Here is an 18,395-nt window from a genome sequence, read left to right as displayed (position 1 = left end):
GTTATCACATTTTAGAGCATTGAAGCGCTCTATCTTATAACTTTAGTCTAAACCAACAATTCACATCTTATGAAAATCAAGCACTTATTATCAATAGTGTTGTTGTTATTCATATCAAGCACAACAACACAGCTGAATGCACAAAATTACTTCGAGAACGACCTTCAAATTAATGAGTTCTCTATTCCCTCGGAAACAACCATCGATTTAAGAACTTATGAAATTACCCTTGACGACGGTATACAATATGATACTTCCCTAACACCAAAAAGCATTACACAATATGAAGCGCAAGAAAATGCCGTGGCATTTGTACTTAATATGATTGCATTTGGTGTAGGTTTTGGATTTACCGATGCAGACACTTTGTGGTGTATGCATGCAGAATACTATCTCAGGTTAGCACTCTTTCAAAACGCTGCCTTTTATGGCGCTTTTGGGTTAGGTTATAGTAGTATAAATGGAGATTTCCTCAATACAAACTTACTAGACCTTTCATTAAAACTCCTGATGGTGTCGATATTAGCAAAACAATACCAGCAAGTACGTTTGCAGTATGGTGTTTTTGCAAAATATGCCTTCGGAAAGAACAAGTTTAATGATGGCTTTAAAAACGACCTCACTGTCTTAACTGCTGGAGTAATTCTAGGCTTGCACATTCTATTAACTACACAATGGTCTCTAATGGTGCAAACCAATTTATTAACCTATGAAGAACAAACTATAAAGTCTGAAGGTAATGAAACTAAAAGTGATTCTACCATTGGGTTAATCAACAAGAATAATATCCTCGCATTATCATTGGTGTACACCTTTGGAGGCCGAAATCGCAAATAATCAATTTAAAACCACATATTATGAAAACAAACAATTTTAAACTAACCTTGCTTCTATTGTGCTTAGGAGCAATTACGACAATTCAAGCTCAAGGGCTTTACAATTTAGCAACCTTAGATGAGGAAGAAGGTAATTCACCTCTTAAATGGTCTGCTGGTATTGATTATGGCTATGATGATGTCGTTGACTCACTTGATGAAGGTGTTGGCTGGGCAAATAGTACCATTGGCGGAAGTGCTGGTTTTGGCTGGAACGACAATGATGGTAATAGCGAAACGTCATTTTGTGTTGGCGCAGAATATTTACACAGAATTTCAAGAGATAAACGGAACCCAAATGGTGCTGGTTACGTTGGTGCCTATGTAAATTACCATAACTCAAGTGCCGATAATTTTGATGAAAGCCTATTAAGAGTAGGGGCTAAATACACCTACTTTGATCGCATAACAGCCTTTAATGAAGTACAACTTACATATGGTGCTGGAGCTTATTACGACACAGGAAGTTTAGATTTTTCTGGGTTTGATGAAGATGTTACTGGTTATGGTGCTAGTCTTTACTTTGGTGCAAATTTCAGATTGTGTGATAAGGCTTCTATTGGCGTTGAAGTTCCTGTAATATCATTCGTAAGCAGAACATTCGAATCTAATGGTAATGAGGTCACACGAGACAATATCTCAGCAATGATTAATAAAAACAACCCAGCGATGTTCACCTTTAGATATCATTTAGGTGATAGCCAAAACTTATGGGATAGACAAGATTAAACCGTTAGTAGTTCAACGTGTTTTTTTAAAATTTATGGTTAATTATAGATAATCATAATTTGTGGAGAACCCTTGCTTTAATCTGTTAAAGTGAGGGTTTACCATAACTCTTAATCTTCAGAAACAGCCTCTTCAATATCTAAAGGTTTTCCTAAATAAACCAACTTGCAGTTTTCTCCAACCTTTTCAATTTCGGTATTATAAGATGAGATAATATGAAACTCATCTTGATTGTCTTTTAAAAATAACGGAATGATATCATTGTCATTATTGGTGATTTCAATAAGGTTCTTATAGTGCTCCTTATCATTTACTTCAATCTCTTGAATAGATGGAAATTTACGAGTCACTTCTGCCAATCGATTATAATCATCAGTATGTGAAAACAAACCTTCTTTAGGGTTATCTTCTGGGTTATTCATTTCGTTAACAGTGACCAATCTAAATGAGCCGTTCTCGCCAAATTGTTTGCTAAACTTATTGATGGCGTATTTATTAATATCTGGGTTTCCAGTCATTGCCATCAAGTATCCAATGTCATTTAACTCAATATTATCTGTTAATGTTTCAGAATAGATATTAGTGCTCAATGCTTCTAGACCTAATTCTTTAGCTTTATCGATATTACTTCGGTTGCTATCTATGAGCACCACATGTCTGCCATTGGACTCTAGATAATGTCCAAGTAGTCGTGATACTTTTGATGCTCCAACAATTAAAATCCCATTAGATTTTGTAAGGAATACACCCACTAATTTTGCAAATAATCGTGCTGTGGTGGCATTTAATAAAACAGTTCCCAAAACAATCATAAAAACTAAAGGCGTAATATATTCGGCGCCTTCAACACCTTGTTTAATAAGCTTACTTCCAAAAAGTGATGCTATACCTGCAGCAACAATACCGCGTGGTCCAACCCAACTCACAAACAACTTTTCATTCAAACTTAATTTGGAGCCTGCCGTACTTATAAACACGGCTAAAGGTCTGACAACAAAAACAACCAATAGAAAAATTACGGCTGTTTTCCATGTGTAAAGCAACATCATGTCTTCAATATTGATATTAGCTGCTAATAGAATAAACAGAATAGAAATAAGAAGTACGCTAAGTGATTCTTTAAAGTATAAGAGCTCTTTAAGGTTTTCAAGTTTTCCGTTACCTAATACCATTCCCATAACAACAACGGCTAAAAGACCCGATTCGTGAGCGAAAATTTCAGACTCCACAAACACTAATAAAACGGTTGACAACGATACAACATTCAATAAATAGTGTGGAATTAGTTTCTTGTTAATTGCAAAAGCCAATGCGTGAGCAAAAGTGAATCCAAAGGTAGTTCCAAAGAGAATAATTTTACCAAACTCTAATAACGCTGTTTTTGTAAACCCACTATCCCCTTCTACACTAATAAATTCAAAGACCAATACGGCAACCAAAGCACCAATAGGATCGATCAAAATACCTTCCCATTTAAGAACTGCGGAAACATCTTTTTTAAGCGGAATGTTTCTCAAAATAGGTGTAATTACAGTAGGCCCTGTTACAATAATTAATCCAGAAAACAGAAAAGACAAGTCCCAACTTAAATTAAATATGAAATGTGCAATAATTCCAGCTCCAAAAAAGGTAACGGCCGATCCTAGCGTAATAAGTTTTGTAATAACAGGTCCAACATTTTTAACTTCTGAGCGCTTAAGGGTTAAGCCACCTTCAAAAAGAATAATACTAATGGCTAGAGACACAAAGTAGTATAAGCTTTCTCCAGGGAAAAGTCCCTTTTCACCATTCCAAACGGGTTCTATCCATTTCTCTCCATCTTCAGATAAGAATTCTGCTGCAATTGGTCCAACGAGGAGTCCGATTAAAATCAACGGTAAAATTGCTGGGATTTTTAGTTTCCAAGCCACCCATTGTGCTAATATTCCTAAGATAATTATTCCTGCTAACTCTAACATATATGACTATTTTTGAAAGCTAAAGGTAAATCAATTTTAACAACTTAAAAAACAATAAAACGAGACTGAAGTGCTCAATGTTTCAGTAAGCAACGTTTAACAAGTACCAAAGAGATTAAAGCGCTTTTAGATTTTGTAAAACGCCTTAAATCTGTGATTTCATAATAATCTGCTAAAACCTATCGTGTTGTTTATCTTATTTATTAATTTGCACTCATGAACTTATATCCCGTAAATGCTGGGAATTTTAAACTCGATGGAGGCGCTATGTTTGGTGTGGTTCCTAAATCGTTGTGGACTCGAACCAACCCAGCAGATGCTAATAACATGATAGATATTGCGGCACGTTGTTTGCTTATTGAAGATGGCAACCGATTAATTTTAATCGATACAGGCATGGGAAACAAGCAAAGTGATAAATTTTATGGCTATTACTATCTTTGGGGAAACGACTCTATTGATAGTTCCCTAAAAGCTCATGGTTTTCATCGTGATGATATTACTGATGTGTTTATGACACATTTACATTTTGATCATTGTGGAGGGAGCATTCAATGGAATAAAGACAAAACAGGCTACGAGCCCGCTTTTAAAAACGCCCATTTTTGGAGTAATGAAAACCATTGGAAATGGGCAACTCAACCTAATCGTCGCGAAAAAGCGTCTTTTTTAAAAGAAAATATTTTACCTATGGAAGATAGTGGACATCTCAAATTTACTGCACTTCCAGAAACTGATATAGTACATAATTCTGCTTTAGGTTTTGACATCTTTTTTGCTAATGGGCATACAGAAAAACAAATGATACCTATGATTAATTACAAAGGAAAAACCATTTGTTTTATGGCAGATTTATTGCCAACAGCAGGTCACTTACCTATTCCTTTTGTAATGGGTTATGATACAAGACCATTATTAACCTTAGATGAGAAAGAACGATTTTTAAATCTAGCAGCAGATCAAAATTTCTATTTATTTTTAGAGCACGATGCGCATAATGAAATCATCACAGTACAACATACCGAAAAAGGTGTGCGTTTAAAAAACACATATAAAACGAATGATATTTTTAATTAATAAAACTATGAAATACACAATTAAACCATTAATCTATTCATTTTTCCTTTCAGCTATTTTATGGAGCTGTGGATCAACAACAGGAGTCCTTTCGACACCTATAGAAAATATAGATACATCACCTCTAAAGGAATCTGAACTTACTGAAGCAGAACAAAATACTTGGGCGCATTTGGATTTGGTAAAAGATACTATTCCAGGAATGAGTGTCGATAAAGCTTACACAGATATCATCAAAGGCAAAAAAGGTAAAACCGTTATTGTTGCCGTTATAGATTCTGGTACAGATATCGATCATGAAGATTTAGATGATGTCATTTGGACCAATAAAGATGAAATTCCAAATAACGGAAAAGATGACGATAACAACGGTTATGTTGATGATATTCACGGTTGGAATTTTCTGGGTGACGCTTATGATGAACAATTGGAATATGTAAGAATTGTTGCTACAGGAGATCCTTCAGCTCATAGATATGAGGAAGCAAAAAAGAAGTATGAGTCTGAGTACCAAACATGGGTTGGAAGAAAAACCCAATATGATCAAATTGCACAAGCGGTAAATAATGCCGATGAGACATTAGCCAAGCACCTCAACAAAACAGAATATACTATAGAAGATGTTAATGCTATAAAATCTGAGGATCAAAATGTAATGCAAGCAGCTCAAATTGCCAAAAACATCAATCAAAATGGTCTATCTATGGCTGATGCTAAAAAAGAGCTTAAAAAAATTCAAGAGCAAGTTAATGAGCGTTTAAACGCCAACCTTAATAAAGACCTAAAAGGTCGTAAAACAGGTGATAATCCAAACGATTTAAACGACAAGCTTGGTTATGGTAACAATAACCCTAGACCATCAAGAAAAGATGAAAGTCATGGAACACATGTTACAGGGATTATTGCTGCAGAACGCAATAACGGAAAAGGAATGAATGGTGTGGCAAACAATGTTCAAATAATGGCTATACGCTCTACGCCTAACGGAGATGAATATGATAAGGACGTTGCTTTAGCGATCCGTTACGCTGCTGATAATGGCGCAAAAATTATTAATGCAAGTTTTGGAAAATCATTTTCTCCTCATAGTGAATGGGTTAGAGATGCTATTGTTTATGCTGCTGAAAAAGATGTACTATTTGTACATGCCGCTGGAAATGATAGTGCCGATATAGATGTGGCTAAAAACTATCCTAACGATGCTGTTGGTACTGGACCTGAAGTTGCCGATAATTTTATCACTGTTGGTTCACTAACACAAAATTATGGATCTGACATGGTCTCTGGTTTTTCTAACTACGGAAAAGTAAATGTTGATGTATTTGCTCCAGGAAGTGATGTGTATTCAACAATGCCAGAAAACGAATATGATCTTAATAGTGGAACATCTATGGCTGCGCCAAATGTAGCAGGTGTTGCTGCTTTAATTCGTTCGCAATATCCAAGTTTAACAGCTGCACAGGTAAAGAAAGTTCTTATGGATTCTGGACTTCCTATAAAAGCTAAAGTGACTGTAGGCGAAAACAATGAGGTGAAATCACTTTCAGAAATTTCGACATCAGGAAGAATTGTTAATGCATACAATGCATTAATCATGGCGTCTCAGGTGGCGAATTCAAAATAATTAAGACTAAATCTCAAAAATTATGAAATTTAAAATTGGTTCAATATTGTGTTTGTGTGCTGTGTTATTTTCTTCGGAAATTAAAGCACAAAGTAACACAATAACTTATAAGAAAGACGGGTTCTGGCAACAACAAGCCGACTATTCTATGAATATTGATATGGATGTAGAGTCTTATCAATTTAAGGGAACACAAACTATAAAATATACGAATAATTCTCCTGATGTACTAGATCGTGTATACTATCATTTATATTTCAATGCATTTCAACCAGGAAGTGAAATGGATGCTAGGCTGCAAAGTATACAGGATCCTGACGGAAGAATGACTACAAATATTGGAACCAAAGAAAAGCCAGTTTTTGAAAGCCGTATCTCGAAATTGACTGAAGACGAAATGGGCTATATCAAAGTAAAGTCATTACAACAAAACGGTAAATCTTTAAGCTATGAAATTGAAGGTACAGTTATGATTGTAAATCTTGAATCTCCTATTCAATCTGGTGAAACAGTAAACTTCGATATGGAATTTGACGGACAAGTTCCTATTCAAATTCGTCGCTCAGGTCGTAACAACAAAGAAGGTGTATCTCTATCAATGACGCAATGGTATCCTAAACTAGCCGAATACGATGATGAAGGCTGGCATGCCGATCCCTACATTGCTCGAGAGTTTTATGGTGTTTGGGGAAACTTTGATGTTAAAATCACTATAGATAAAGATTATATTATTGGAGGTACAGGTTATCTTCAAAATGCTGACGAGATTGGGTATGGCTATACTGATGCCGATGTTAAGCATAAAGGGAAAAAACTAACATGGCACTTCAAAGCACCTAATGTTCATGATTTTACTTGGGCTGCAGATCCAGATTTTATACATGATACGATGCAAGTTCCTAATGGACCATTATTGCATTTTTTCTACCAGAATACTATGGCAGAAGACAAGTTGGAAAATTGGAAAAAATTGCAACCAAAAACAGCTGAGCTTATGCAGTATTTTAGCAAGCATATTGGCGACTATCCTTATGAACAATATTCTGTAATTCAAGGAGGAGATGGCGGAATGGAATATGCTATGTGTACACTTATTACTGGTGAGCGCAGTTATGGAAGCTTAGTTGGTGTGACTGCTCATGAAATGGCACACACTTGGTTTCAGTTTTTATTAGCTACAAACGAAGCAAAACACGAATGGATGGATGAAGGGTTTACCAGTTACATTTCAGCTTTAGCTATGAATGAGGTTATGGATAGAAATGCCGATAATCCTGTGAGTGGTTCCTATCGAGGTTATGTGTATTTAGCAAATTCGGGAGTGGAGCAACCTTTAACTACACATGCCGATCGCTATAGTATTAATCAAGCCTATGGGATTTCTGCCTATAGTAAAGGCGCTGTATTTATTGCACAATTGGGTTATATTATTGGTGATGACAACTTAAAGCAAACCATCAAAAAATACTATGATGACTTTTCGTTTAAGCACCCAAAACCAATGGATGTGGTTCGTACCGCCGAACGTGTTTCGGGATTAGAATTAGATTGGTATTTAATCGATTTTGCACAAACAACCAATACCATAGATTATGCGGTAAAAGGTATAGAGGGGAATACAGTTACTTTAGAGCGTATAGGAGTAATGCCAATGCCTATCGATTTAACTGTAACCTATACTGATGGTTCTACTGAAGACTATTACATCCCATTGCGTATGATGCGTGGTCAAAAGCCAAGTTCAGCAACTGTAAAAGCCGATTGGGCTTGGGCACACCAAACCTATAGCTTTGAAGCTTCTAAGGCTGTAAAATCTGTACAGATTGATCCTAAAGGGATGATGGCGGATATTAAAAAAGATAACAATACATTTCCTGCTTCTGAATAACTAAGACAGAACATAAATATTAAAAAGCCTCAGTTATTGCTGAGGCTTTTTAATACCATATTTCGTTTTTATAATCATTCGATTTTGAAGCACGTTCTCTATTGTAAAGCAGTACGTGGTTGGCATTTAGTTTTTTGTTACGATAGCCCAATAAATGAAAAATTGATTTTGCGAAAAATTTTGCCACTTTTAAATTTACCCTAAGCGCTTCTTTATTGTTATTTTCCCATGATATTCCAGGTAGAATTACCAAGAGTCCATCAAATTTCAAACGTCTTAGTACAGCAGAAAGCTTCAAAAAAAATGGCTTAATCGTTTTAATAACAAAAAAACCTTCACTGCCTTTAGATTGATACAATGGCATAAATAACCGCGCATTATATGATGACTTTATCGTTTTTTGATTGCTTGTGGCTAAAACCGTTTCTTTAGTAATATTTTGAAAGCTTTTAAATCCTTCTTTCATTTTAAACACCTCATCCTTTTGTATCTGATGTAAATACACCACTTCAAAAATATCTGATACTTGTTGAGCATTAGATTGTAGTTGCTGGTAATAATTTTCAAAGGGATCAATGTGGATACGATCTATAATTTCGGCATAGACTAACGTTAAAAATATAAATGAAATGCAATTGTCAATGGCCTCTTTTTCGTCATGTTGTCCAGACTCGAAACCAAGAGACACATATCCCAATTCGTTAATATAACTTAATAGAGGACCATTTAAATATTCTTCAATTCCTAAAACTATAGGCACAGGAAATAGTTTTGAGAACTTTCTATTAATCAAGGCATCATTTATTGTTATGAATGGTAGTGTTTTACTGGATGTGGTATGAAAATCTATAAAATAAAAAGGACCTGAATTAGACGCTATAATCTTTTCTAGTAGTTGAAACAATTCTAGCTGTTCTTGTTCTTCACTATTAAAACTCGTTTTCTTCTGAAGGGCTCTTAATTGTTCTTTTGTCCAGAGTCTATTGAGATCCTTGTCTAAGTAGCGCTGATTACTTTTTAACGCTTGAAGATTACCGGAAATTCCATAAATACTGCCGTGAATGGTATCTGGATCTAAGGTTTTTAAAACGGTTTCTAAAGCAAAAATGCCAGCTGTTTCATTACCATGAATACCTCCAAAAAAAACAATAGTTCCGCCTTGGTGATGTCCTTTGATATGCTCAATTATTCGATTCACAGATATTGTTTTATCCGCAGCTTTACTATAGACTTTCGCCATATATGCTAGAGGTCGTTAGATGTTAATATCCCTACTAATTTATGTCCTTTAACTACAGGAAGGCAGCTAATATTATTAGAGTCCATTAGTTGTTTTGCGTCTTTTATAGATGTCTCTTTGGTTATCGTAATCAACTCTGTTTTCATAAAATTTTGAACACATTTCGTGCTATCTTCTATTTCAGAAATATGATTTTTAATATCTGTCCAACTCAACAAGCCAACCAAATCCTTTTTTCTGTTTATAACAGGCATGTGGTGAATGTTCTTCCATTTCATGATATGGGACACCAGCTCTAAGCTATCTTTTTTATCTACAGAAAACAAATCTGAGGTCATCACATGCACTACTTTTTTATCAATATCAAATGTAGTATGCGCCTCTTGATCTAAGACTTCCCATGTTGCTACAGGATAATCGTGTTCTTGCTTTAGGTACATGTTAGCTGTTAATACTTGTAAAGCCTCGCTTCGTTTTTTAGATTTCAAAAGATTTCTATAGCTTTTAATTAGCCATTGTGAGCCATTGTGAATCTTCACTCTATTCACAATAACCGTAAGATAGTTCTCAGCATCTTCGGGAGAAATACCCATTTTATAAAGCCCTCTGTAGGCCATTGGCAAGAGTTCATTTAAAATCAAGTCTTGGCTACATATGATTTTTCCTTTCCAATTAAATTGAGTGGCCATTCCATATCTTGCTGCGGCAAAAAAGTTGGATTTAACATCTTTAAAGTCCATGGTGTCATGGATATTGTCATCAGATTTTCGTCGTCCTACCATTAGCCCTACCCAAAACATCATGTTGGCAATCTCATCTTTCATTGTTGGTCCAGATGGTATGTATCTGTTTTCAATTCTTAAATGTGGTTTTCCGCCACCTACACCATAACAAACACGATTCCAACGATACACAGTTCCGTTATGCAAGGACAAGGCTTTTAATTTTGGAATCTCTCCATTCTCAAGCATTTCAACACTGTCTTTTTCAAATTCGGCCGTGACCAAACTTCTAAATCTAGAGATATTATCTTTAAAAATATCTGTAATGCTTCCTGTTTCCCAGTTGTTTCCAAAACTAACTCTAGATTGCTTTTCATTTAGCAAAAATGAATTCGCTCTAGTATCAACACTTTGTGTGAATAAGGCAATTCGTGTTTCGCTCCAAAGTTCTTTTCCGAAGAGTAAAGGCGAATTGGTGCACACGCTTAATATAGGTCCGGAAATGGCTTGCGCCCAATTATAGTTTTTAATGAAATCATCTGGATGAATTTGTAAATGTGCCTGAAAACTCGTGTTACAACCCTCAAGCATTACGGAGTCATGAAGTAAATTAAGTTCATCAACACCTTTAATATGAATATCGAAATCTTGTTTTCTAGATTCTTTTATCGCATCATTTAACACATAATAACGTTGGATAGGCGTCATATTATCCAGGCTTATATGTTTAAGTGATAGTGTTGGAAGAATGCCAGTAAGCGCAATTTTTGTGTTGTGTTTTTCGGCTGCTTTTTTAGCTTTTCCTAATAACTCTTTAAGTTGATGATGTAGTTGTGAAAAACATGTGTCTTTAAGCTCAAAAGGATCTAAATTGATCTCAAGATTGTAGTTTCCAATTTCAGTAGTAAAATGCTCGTCGTCTATATCTTTTAGAATCTCTAACGCGTTATGATGTGGTAAAAACTCATCGTTAACTAAGCAAAACTCCTGCTCGGCACCAATACGAATTGGTTCTTTTTCAATCATATCGTTTTCAATCATATAATCTAAAGCCTCTATGTCTTTAGTAAGCTGATGGATATAATTTGCCTTGTCCTTCTTTGTTGAAAGTTTAGTGACATTTAAATTTCCCATGACCTGGCTGTTTAAAATAGAATTAAAGTTACTTTAAACTTTAGGCATAAAATATGACTTAAGTCATGGTTTTGAACGTCATGATATATTAAAAAAACACCACTATAATGTTGGTACTAGTAGTGTTTGTATTTGTTTTTATTTATAAAACCTCCAATATTGCTTTAGGATCGGCACGTAATTTATAATCTTCCTCTAAAAAATGATAGGTGATTTTTCCAGAAGGATCTATGACATATGTTGCTGAAATAGGCAACTCATTATTATCATTTTGCTGACTTTTATTTAAATCAATTTTAAATCGATTAGCATACAGAGCTACTAAATCTTTGGGTAATTGATATGCTAAGTTTAAAGATCTTGCAAAATCATTGTCTTTATCGGTAAGAACTTCAAATTCTAAGTTGTTTTTTTCAACTGTAGTTAAAGAATTATCTGGCACTTCTGGACTTATAGCCACCAATTGTGCGCCTCTATTTTTAAACTCTGGCAGAGCGTTTTGCAAGGCTCTTAATTCGATATTGCAATACGGACACCAACCACCTCTATAAAACGCAATAATCAAAGGACCTTGCTCTAAGAGTGTTTTTGAAGAGACCTCAACACCTTTGGCGTTGGGTAAATTAAACACAGGGAAAGCATCTCCTGTTTTCAAAGCCTTTGTCGTGAGTTCTGAAGCTGATAATTCATCAATAGCGCCACTCATAATGAGTTTTACGACTTCAGGGTATTTTGCGGCAGATTGATCTGCATGTGCTTTTAGTATTTCGGTAAGTGACATATATTTCGTTTTCAGAATTGGTCTCTATTATTTAAATAACCTAACACCAATACCTAAGTTATGTGTCGGCTGTTGCAATTGATTGAGATTAGCTCTATAACTGATAAACCATTTTCCTTTTCGATTATACTGTAAGCCAAGACTTATATTGTCAAAACGGTTTTGATTACCTCCAATTTCAGAAAAAAGATAGAAGCCACTTCTATACGTTTTTGGGTGTTCGATAGTTTTAGTAATCGTAATTTCTCGAGGCACTTTTAATTTGTATGAGATCTCACTGTCTAAAAGATTACCCTCAATGAGATTATAGCTAAAAATATCTATATCGTCATTGCTAAGTGTGTCTTTGTAGACTCTAGCTTTAACCAAAGTTGTCGAATCTTTAGTCTTTGGAAGATTCTCATGAATGACACCAACATCATCACGATCCACATAAACCGTTTGATATGTTAAGGTTTGTACTTTAAAGGTGTCTACTTTGGTTTGCCAAACCGTATCTCTAACGATGGTAACTTTTGGAATGTCTTCAAGATTGGGGGTTGCTTTGCTACATTGCTTGGCTAGTAGATTAAAAATGACGATTGCTAGGATTATCAAGAGTAATGTTCTTTCTAAGGATATATGTTGTGTTTTCATTGTTGCGATTTAAAATGTCTTAACGTTTATTATAAGTAAGCCTCCACTCTTGGTCTATTTCGTTTCCTGAAACAAGACCAAGAATATCATTGGCTTTTGGATGTTTTTGTTACTTTACTCAGAATCGGATTTTGATTTCGATTCATCATCTTCTGTAAGGGTGTCTATGGTATCCTTAAGTGGTGTTAACTTGATTAAGTTGACAAGGGCTTTAAAGGGATTTACACCATAGATGGCATTGTAGTTCTCTAAGATGGATTTGATCTCGGTAATAGCGACAAATCCAGCGATGATCTTTAAAAATGGTACTTCGTTGACAATGTATTGTTCTAAAAAGAACGCTGCCAAAATGACCAGGTTGTAGATAAAGAACTTAGAAATGGTATGTCCAATTCTAGAACTACGAATAGGTATGTGATTTTTAATAGAAGCATAAGCGCCTGTAATAAAATCGACAATGATTAAAAACACCATTGTTACCATAACTGCATTAACAGGAGATAGGAGTGCTAGTAACCAAAACAAAAATTTGATTACTTTTTCCATATCTATTGTTTTTATAGGTTATTTAATAGGTGCTAGCTGTCTATAATCTAACACCCTACGTTTTGGATATGCTTTAATGCATACCATGTTGCGTTGGTTTCCTCCAAGAACGTACACATAGTTTTTTGTTGCTTTAATGAAGAAGCCAACATGGCCTTTCCAACTGTTTGGTGATTCGCGCCAAAACACGACGATATCACCTACTTTTGGCGTTGCTGTTGATGTGCCCATACGCAACCAACTTCTAGCGGTTAACTTGCCTGAATATTCATATCCAGAAGTTTTAGCCACCCAATTGGTAAAGGCACTACACCAAGCCGTTTCGTCTTTAAGTTTTGATCCATTAAAACCAATGTCATTAAAGTATTTTAAAATTCTAAGGTTGTCTTTGGAGCCAACAGTTTCCTTAACGCCATACTCTGATAGCGCTTTCGTAATCATGTTCATCATTTAAAATAGTTTTGATTTAAGTGAATCAATATGTATTCACCTCTAGAAACACTGTGTCGTAATTCACACATATGTTTAAATTGATTTTAAGTAGACCAAACTCTGTATCTTAGATATCTTTTGTTGTTTGTTTTCTTAACCAGAATAGGATATATCTCGATTTTATGAGTTTCCACTTAACACGAATTGTAATTAACTAAGGTTAAACCTTGTTAGAAAAGCGAATACAAATATAAACATATTACATGATTTATACAAACATTTTACAAAAACAATATGTTAAATTTTGTAATTTGTTACTATTGCGTTTTGGTTATGCCGTCTAAAATTTTGAGAAGTGTTGGATGCCTGTGATTACCATGCATGTTTAGGACAAATTGCGCAGCGGTTTCTAGATCCAAGCCTATCGCAGAAATATGAAGCGGGTTATTGCTTGCGCCACGAAATACCATTTTGACAGTTTCTTTATTGGTATGAAAGGCTCGTTTAGCCACTCCAATAATCGGGACTTTTTGTTCTAATGCTTCGTATAAATAACCACCTAAGCCATAATGACCATCATTATCAACATACACATGACCATCAACTAAAATAGCATTAATGGTTTCAAGGTTTAGTTTTGATATAACTTGAAGCAAACACGGTAACTCACGTTTATAGAACTCCCCAGGTTGGTAAGGTGCGATATGCTCAATAGTTTCAATGAATGTCTCTTGAGGCTCGTTGTCACTTTTATTTAAAAAGGTGAGGCCTACACTTTTGGCGTAGTTGGATTTATAGTGAACATCTAGGGCTAGGTACATAGGTTGTATTTAGTGTCCTAAATTACGATAACTCGATTAAAAAAAGCACACATTTTCAATGTGTGCTTTTATAATAAGTTAGTATGAATCTCAAAATTTACTTTTATAAGGCTTACTTTAATATCATATATCCAAATACTCGTGTGAAGCAATTATATATAATGGATCTCCAGAAATAGCATCAATATACAAACCAAAGTCTCTTTCTTCTATACCCCATAATTGAGCATAATTATAAACCCGTGCCTCTTCGTTTACTTTATTTACTATTCAAGTAAGCGTCATAAGCCTCTAGATACTCTATAATGGATTTTACCATTGGTTTATAAGTTCCATCTTTTTTAAATAAAGCTAGAGAACAATAGTCAAAATACTTTAATCCCCTATTATCCATATTAGCATATTGAAGTACTTTGTTTAAACCAAATATTAAAGGATTCTTGACCATATAATTTCTTAGTGTTATGTAGCCTGAGGGGTTACAATCTTTTATCACATCATCATTATGGTGACTAACATTAATTAAAAAGGTTTTCTGGTCTATCAATTTATAATCCTTATCAGGAAAGTAATTACTTTCAAAAAACAAATAATATCCAGAGAAATTACTTTCTTTTTCGTGTACAATCTCTATATGTTTATCCCATTCTTTATTTAGAAGTTCCAAAAACTCTTTAAACCTTTCATCCTTCTCTTGATATTTATACTCCTGAGGACTTATTAGTAGTTTTATTTGTATCATTATTTTATATGTTTTACGTTAATCTCAATATCAAAATTCATATACAACTTGCTTCTATTTGTTAAATTGTATTTGTTAAGATATTCTTTAGTTATATTAAAATTTTCTCGTATCAATTCTTCTACAGTAAAAACCGCGATCGAGCGGATTAGTAATCCGTGCCTTAATCAAATACATTTAAAACCTAAATTACGACAACTCGATAAAAAAGCACACATCTTTTAATGTGTGCTTTTATAAATCATTTATTGGCGCGGATTACAAATCCGCGTCATCAGGTTAAATATAGAATTTGCTAGTTATTCCTCATTTACCTTAAAATACTTCCCTTCAGGAGTTTTATCAATATTAAAAACAAATGTATTAAAGTTTTGGTAGTACAATGGTTCTCCTGTTTCATCAGAAATATGTAAAAAGTCTACGTTGTCAAAAAGAGCTTCCACACTAACTGTCCATGTTGGATGTTTTTGACCTTTATATTTCCCAAAAAGATGTGTGTCGTTTTCTTTAAAAAGAATTTTACGAATTAATTCATCTGAATAGAATTCGTCTAATAAATCTTTTATTATTTGTTTTGCTTTCTCTTTTATTTGTTCTTCTGTATAATTCATATCTTTTTATTTATTAGTGGTTGACCTGCTTCATATCGAACTTTGTTTACATAATTTAACGCATGATTTAACTCTTTGTTCGTCCATTTTCTTTTTTGAGACCATATTTCTTCAAAAACATACGTTTCTTTTTCCCATGCCTTTAAACCATGATATGCATCTCCCAATTCCTCAAAATGTTTTACATGTGCCATTTCATGAAAAACTAAATACTCTGTTGGCTTTTCTGATAAGAAAAATTGTTTTCCTTTAGCATCGAAAGCTCCTGCAACATTATTTTTTCTCATTGCAAAAAACAAATCAACAACATTATCAAACTTATTTGTTTTAAGCATTACGGGATTAAATAGCTTTGTAAGTTGTTTATTTTTTACTTTACCCAGTTTTGTAAGTTTCAAGTCATCTTCCAAGAAGAGTGTAATCCCTTTTTGTTTTAATGTCCCTTTTAATTTTCTTACCTGAGATGCCTTTAGTACTTTTCCTCCAAAATTACCCAACTTAGCTGGTTTTGCCAACAAATCTAGATCATCAATCAAACCATCTACATCCTCAACACCTTCTCGTGTAGCTCTTTCAACTAACTCATCTTCATATTTTAAAAGATCGTCTGCACTCTTACGTAAGCCACTCTTTATAGCTGCGGTAAGTTCACCTCCTAAAGATAGCATTTCTAACCAAAATAAAAAGGTACTGAGTTCTTTCCAAAAAGGCGATTTCTTTAAATCTGCCAGTTTTATCAACGCATTTACCGTGCCACTACTTATCTCAATAGCGCCAGAAGCTAAGCGTATCTTTGAAACCACACTGGCATACTTCCTTGCTTTATCAAATTTGTTAAACCTAGACGCCACTTTAGCGATCTTAGATAAATGCCTAAACTTAGCAATATTACCAACACCAGATAATGTGGTTATAATATCTACACCATATTCTATGCCAGTTACAACATTACTCCAAAAACTTTTATCTTCATTGGCTTTTAAGAAAAATGCTGGAATATACTTTGGTATTGGAATAGCGCTTTCTTGCTCGACATCTACAAGCATTAATGGATGGAAATAATGGTAGGTATAATTATTCTGTTCTTCTACTAATTGATTAATTGCCTTGCCTGCCCCAGGGTCAAACACGCTAATAACATTATCTACCCAAGTTTCATCCTCGGTCACATAAATATTGTTATTAGAAATAAAATCAAAATTCTTGTTGCTACTATAAAACCCTATGAATTTTTCGGATTTATAAGGTATTGGTAATGGACCATCGCTAGCTTTAAATAAAGTATTATCTAAATCTGTAAATGTACTTTTTGCCCATGTGTCGTATAAAAACCAAATTAAAGAGACAAAATTCTCGCCATCCATTCCTTTATAAAGTATAGAAAAACGTGTTTCTTTGTTTTCTCTTTCTTTAATAAGTTTTAGCAAAAATGCATCTGGACTGGAAGATGTTTCTAGCAACCCTTTAAGTAAGTGCAACACAATATCTTCTGTATCTAGACCTATGTTGTTTATTGAGCCTTCTAAAACTTTATCTAGAACAGTCCATAAGAAATCTTTATCTAATTTCTTAAAATGAAAGGTTGGTACATAGTACAAAACCTCTAATATTTTATTATTGTTTCTTGTATTCAATAAATCATCCACAAAACTTGTATAGTCGTCAAAAAAAGTTTGCCTCTCCCTAGTTACATCAAAGTCATCTAACTCGTTGAAATAATAAAATATAGTGGCATTCAAAAATAAAAGCTGCGCTCCAAAATGATTGAATTTTAGCTCTAAAACAGGATCTCCTAAAAAGCTATTGTTTGGCACTACTTTTTCATAATAGTTATATCTTATTTTTGTTTGTCTGCAGTTAAGATCAATTTTAGGGAAAAGATGCATTAAACCTGGTTTTTGATTCTTAATAAATTCAACCTTTCTTTTGGCTAAAGAAATATTATTATATGCTCTAGAATATCCTGTGGGATCTAGTTCTGCCCAAACCGTCTCAAGCTTTTCTCCAGAGTAACCTTCTGCATCCTTAAATTGAAAAGAATATTCTCCTGAAGGATTGTTTTTTAAATCTTTAGGATGGTATGTAATTTGTTCAGGTAATACCACCACTTCCTTTAAAGGTAAATAAATACACTTTTCTAACTCTGAACTGTAATAAAATGTATAACCCACTTTTACTTCTGTAAAAGACAAAGGGTTATTAACATGCCAATCTCCATAAGGTAGTTTCTTATATTGATAATGGTCTTCTCCATCTATTTCAATTGGTTTTCTTATATAATATTCTATTTCATCATTAGATATTGTTCTTAAATACAACCTTGAATAATACGCATTATAAAGGTGTTGTAATGTATAATAACCATCGTGGTTTCTTATCTTTTCCTTATCCACATAGATATAATCTTCCTCATGAAATGGAGCATTTAAATCAAAATCTTCTGTAATAATAATCGCAGGTCTATGCGTAGTTTTAGCCTCTCTTTCTTCATCTTGCCTCGTATATCTCAGATATTCAATTATTTTATTAAAATCACTCATGATTTTCTTTTTTATTGTTAAACATTCAGTTATAACAAA

At 34.1% G+C, this 18,395-nt stretch carries 16 protein-coding genes; 5 read left to right on the top strand and 11 right to left on the bottom strand.

What is annotated here, in order from left to right:
• Positions 1-69: 69 nt before the first annotated feature.
• Positions 70-837: a hypothetical protein gene (locus Q0783_RS04790; protein ID WP_298893694.1), complete on the top strand. Its 768-nt coding sequence runs from the start codon at positions 70-72 to the stop codon at positions 835-837.
• A 20-nt stretch (positions 838-857) separates the two neighbouring features.
• On the top strand, positions 858-1,604 hold the full coding sequence (locus Q0783_RS04785; RefSeq protein ID WP_298893692.1) for a hypothetical protein: 747 nt from the start codon (positions 858-860) through the stop codon (positions 1,602-1,604).
• A gap of 110 nt (positions 1,605-1,714) precedes the next feature.
• Here Q0783_RS04785 and Q0783_RS04780 read toward each other — a convergent pair whose 3' ends face one another.
• Positions 1,715-3,562, bottom strand: coding sequence for a sodium:proton antiporter (locus tag Q0783_RS04780; protein WP_298893690.1), 1,848 nt, complete (start codon positions 3,560-3,562; stop codon positions 1,715-1,717).
• 216 nt (positions 3,563-3,778) lie between these two features.
• On the opposite strand from Q0783_RS04780, the gene Q0783_RS04775 reads away from it, so the two are divergent.
• Genes Q0783_RS04775 through Q0783_RS04765 form a run of 3 tightly spaced genes read left to right on the top strand, consistent with a single transcriptional unit; the run spans position 3,779 to position 8,151 of the window.
• On the top strand, positions 3,779-4,639 hold the full coding sequence (locus tag Q0783_RS04775) for an MBL fold metallo-hydrolase (RefSeq protein WP_298893688.1): 861 nt from the start codon (positions 3,779-3,781) through the stop codon (positions 4,637-4,639).
• A 7-nt stretch (positions 4,640-4,646) separates the two neighbouring features.
• Positions 4,647-6,263, top strand: coding sequence for a S8 family peptidase (locus tag Q0783_RS04770; RefSeq protein ID WP_298893686.1), 1,617 nt, complete (start codon positions 4,647-4,649; stop codon positions 6,261-6,263).
• Between the two features lie 22 nt (positions 6,264-6,285).
• Positions 6,286-8,151: a M1 family metallopeptidase gene (locus Q0783_RS04765; protein ID WP_298893684.1), complete on the top strand. Its 1,866-nt coding sequence runs from the start codon at positions 6,286-6,288 to the stop codon at positions 8,149-8,151.
• A 49-nt stretch (positions 8,152-8,200) separates the two neighbouring features.
• Here the strand turns inward: Q0783_RS04765 and Q0783_RS04760 are convergent, their stop codons facing one another.
• The 10 genes from Q0783_RS04760 to Q0783_RS04715 all read right to left on the bottom strand — a co-directional run bounded on the left by Q0783_RS04760 (position 8,201) and on the right by Q0783_RS04715 (position 18,356).
• Positions 8,201-9,349, bottom strand: a complete 1,149-nt coding sequence (locus Q0783_RS04760; protein WP_298893682.1) for a succinylglutamate desuccinylase/aspartoacylase family protein — start codon at positions 9,347-9,349, stop codon at positions 8,201-8,203.
• Positions 9,350-9,396: 47 nt separating this feature from the next.
• Positions 9,397-11,247: a CBS domain-containing protein gene (locus Q0783_RS04755; protein ID WP_298893681.1), complete on the bottom strand. Its 1,851-nt coding sequence runs from the start codon at positions 11,245-11,247 to the stop codon at positions 9,397-9,399.
• A gap of 142 nt (positions 11,248-11,389) precedes the next feature.
• Entirely contained in the window at positions 11,390-12,028 is a 639-nt protein-coding gene (locus Q0783_RS04750; RefSeq protein ID WP_298893680.1) for a peroxiredoxin-like family protein, read from the bottom strand.
• Between the two features lie 27 nt (positions 12,029-12,055).
• Positions 12,056-12,664 (bottom strand): hypothetical protein, encoded by a 609-nt coding sequence (locus Q0783_RS04745; protein WP_298893679.1) that lies wholly within the window; start codon positions 12,662-12,664, stop codon positions 12,056-12,058.
• Between the two features lie 114 nt (positions 12,665-12,778).
• Positions 12,779-13,210: a phage holin family protein gene (locus Q0783_RS04740; RefSeq protein ID WP_298755581.1), complete on the bottom strand. Its 432-nt coding sequence runs from the start codon at positions 13,208-13,210 to the stop codon at positions 12,779-12,781.
• A gap of 18 nt (positions 13,211-13,228) precedes the next feature.
• On the bottom strand, positions 13,229-13,660 hold the full coding sequence (locus Q0783_RS04735; RefSeq protein WP_366522589.1) for a TIGR02594 family protein: 432 nt from the start codon (positions 13,658-13,660) through the stop codon (positions 13,229-13,231).
• Between the two features lie 299 nt (positions 13,661-13,959).
• Positions 13,960-14,463 (bottom strand): endonuclease V, encoded by a 504-nt coding sequence (locus tag Q0783_RS04730; RefSeq protein ID WP_298893678.1) that lies wholly within the window; start codon positions 14,461-14,463, stop codon positions 13,960-13,962.
• A 259-nt stretch (positions 14,464-14,722) separates the two neighbouring features.
• Complete coding sequence (locus Q0783_RS04725; RefSeq protein ID WP_298893677.1) at positions 14,723-15,205, bottom strand: hypothetical protein; 483 nt, start codon at positions 15,203-15,205, stop codon at positions 14,723-14,725.
• A 299-nt stretch (positions 15,206-15,504) separates the two neighbouring features.
• Positions 15,505-15,816 carry a hypothetical protein gene (locus tag Q0783_RS04720; protein ID WP_298755574.1) on the bottom strand — a complete coding sequence of 104 codons (312 nt, stop codon included), beginning with the start codon at positions 15,814-15,816 and terminating at the stop codon, positions 15,505-15,507.
• Positions 15,813-18,356 (bottom strand): zincin-like metallopeptidase toxin domain-containing protein, encoded by a 2,544-nt coding sequence (locus tag Q0783_RS04715; protein WP_298893676.1) that lies wholly within the window; start codon positions 18,354-18,356, stop codon positions 15,813-15,815. The genes Q0783_RS04720 and Q0783_RS04715 overlap by 4 nt, the downstream gene beginning before the upstream one ends.
• Positions 18,357-18,395 lie beyond the last annotated feature (39 nt).

Origin of the sequence: uncultured Psychroserpens sp., from assembly GCF_947500255.1 — a bacterium.
Lineage (GTDB): Bacteria > Bacteroidota > Bacteroidia > Flavobacteriales > Flavobacteriaceae > Psychroserpens.
The sequence above is the reverse complement of the archived record's forward strand: the minus strand, read 5'-3'. Positions and strand labels throughout refer to the sequence as shown.

Bases quoted from the DNA above. Each gene is read 5' to 3' on its own strand.
- Q0783_RS04730 (WP_298893678.1), bottom strand. From the start codon at position 14,463: ATGTACCTAGCCCTAGATGTTCACTATAAATCCAACTACGCCAAAAGT.
- Q0783_RS04785 (WP_298893692.1), top strand. From the start codon at position 858: ATGAAAACAAACAATTTTAAACTAACCTTGCTTCTATTGTGCTTAGGA.
- Q0783_RS04765 (WP_298893684.1), top strand. From the start codon at position 6,286: ATGAAATTTAAAATTGGTTCAATATTGTGTTTGTGTGCTGTGTTATTT.
- Q0783_RS04770 (WP_298893686.1), top strand. From the start codon at position 4,647: ATGAAATACACAATTAAACCATTAATCTATTCATTTTTCCTTTCAGCT.
- Q0783_RS04740 (WP_298755581.1), bottom strand. From the start codon at position 13,210: ATGGAAAAAGTAATCAAATTTTTGTTTTGGTTACTAGCACTCCTATCT.
- Q0783_RS04750 (WP_298893680.1), bottom strand. From the start codon at position 12,028: ATGTCACTTACCGAAATACTAAAAGCACATGCAGATCAATCTGCCGCA.
- Q0783_RS04715 (WP_298893676.1), bottom strand. From the start codon at position 18,356: ATGAGTGATTTTAATAAAATAATTGAATATCTGAGATATACGAGGCAA.
- Q0783_RS04780 (WP_298893690.1), bottom strand. From the start codon at position 3,562: ATGTTAGAGTTAGCAGGAATAATTATCTTAGGAATATTAGCACAATGG.
- Q0783_RS04720 (WP_298755574.1), bottom strand. From the start codon at position 15,816: ATGAATTATACAGAAGAACAAATAAAAGAGAAAGCAAAACAAATAATA.
- Q0783_RS04790 (WP_298893694.1), top strand. From the start codon at position 70: ATGAAAATCAAGCACTTATTATCAATAGTGTTGTTGTTATTCATATCA.
- Q0783_RS04775 (WP_298893688.1), top strand. From the start codon at position 3,779: ATGAACTTATATCCCGTAAATGCTGGGAATTTTAAACTCGATGGAGGC.
- Q0783_RS04735 (WP_366522589.1), bottom strand. From the start codon at position 13,660: ATGATGAACATGATTACGAAAGCGCTATCAGAGTATGGCGTTAAGGAA.
- Q0783_RS04755 (WP_298893681.1), bottom strand. From the start codon at position 11,247: ATGGGAAATTTAAATGTCACTAAACTTTCAACAAAGAAGGACAAGGCA.
- Q0783_RS04725 (WP_298893677.1), bottom strand. From the start codon at position 15,205: ATGATACAAATAAAACTACTAATAAGTCCTCAGGAGTATAAATATCAA.
- Q0783_RS04745 (WP_298893679.1), bottom strand. From the start codon at position 12,664: ATGAAAACACAACATATATCCTTAGAAAGAACATTACTCTTGATAATC.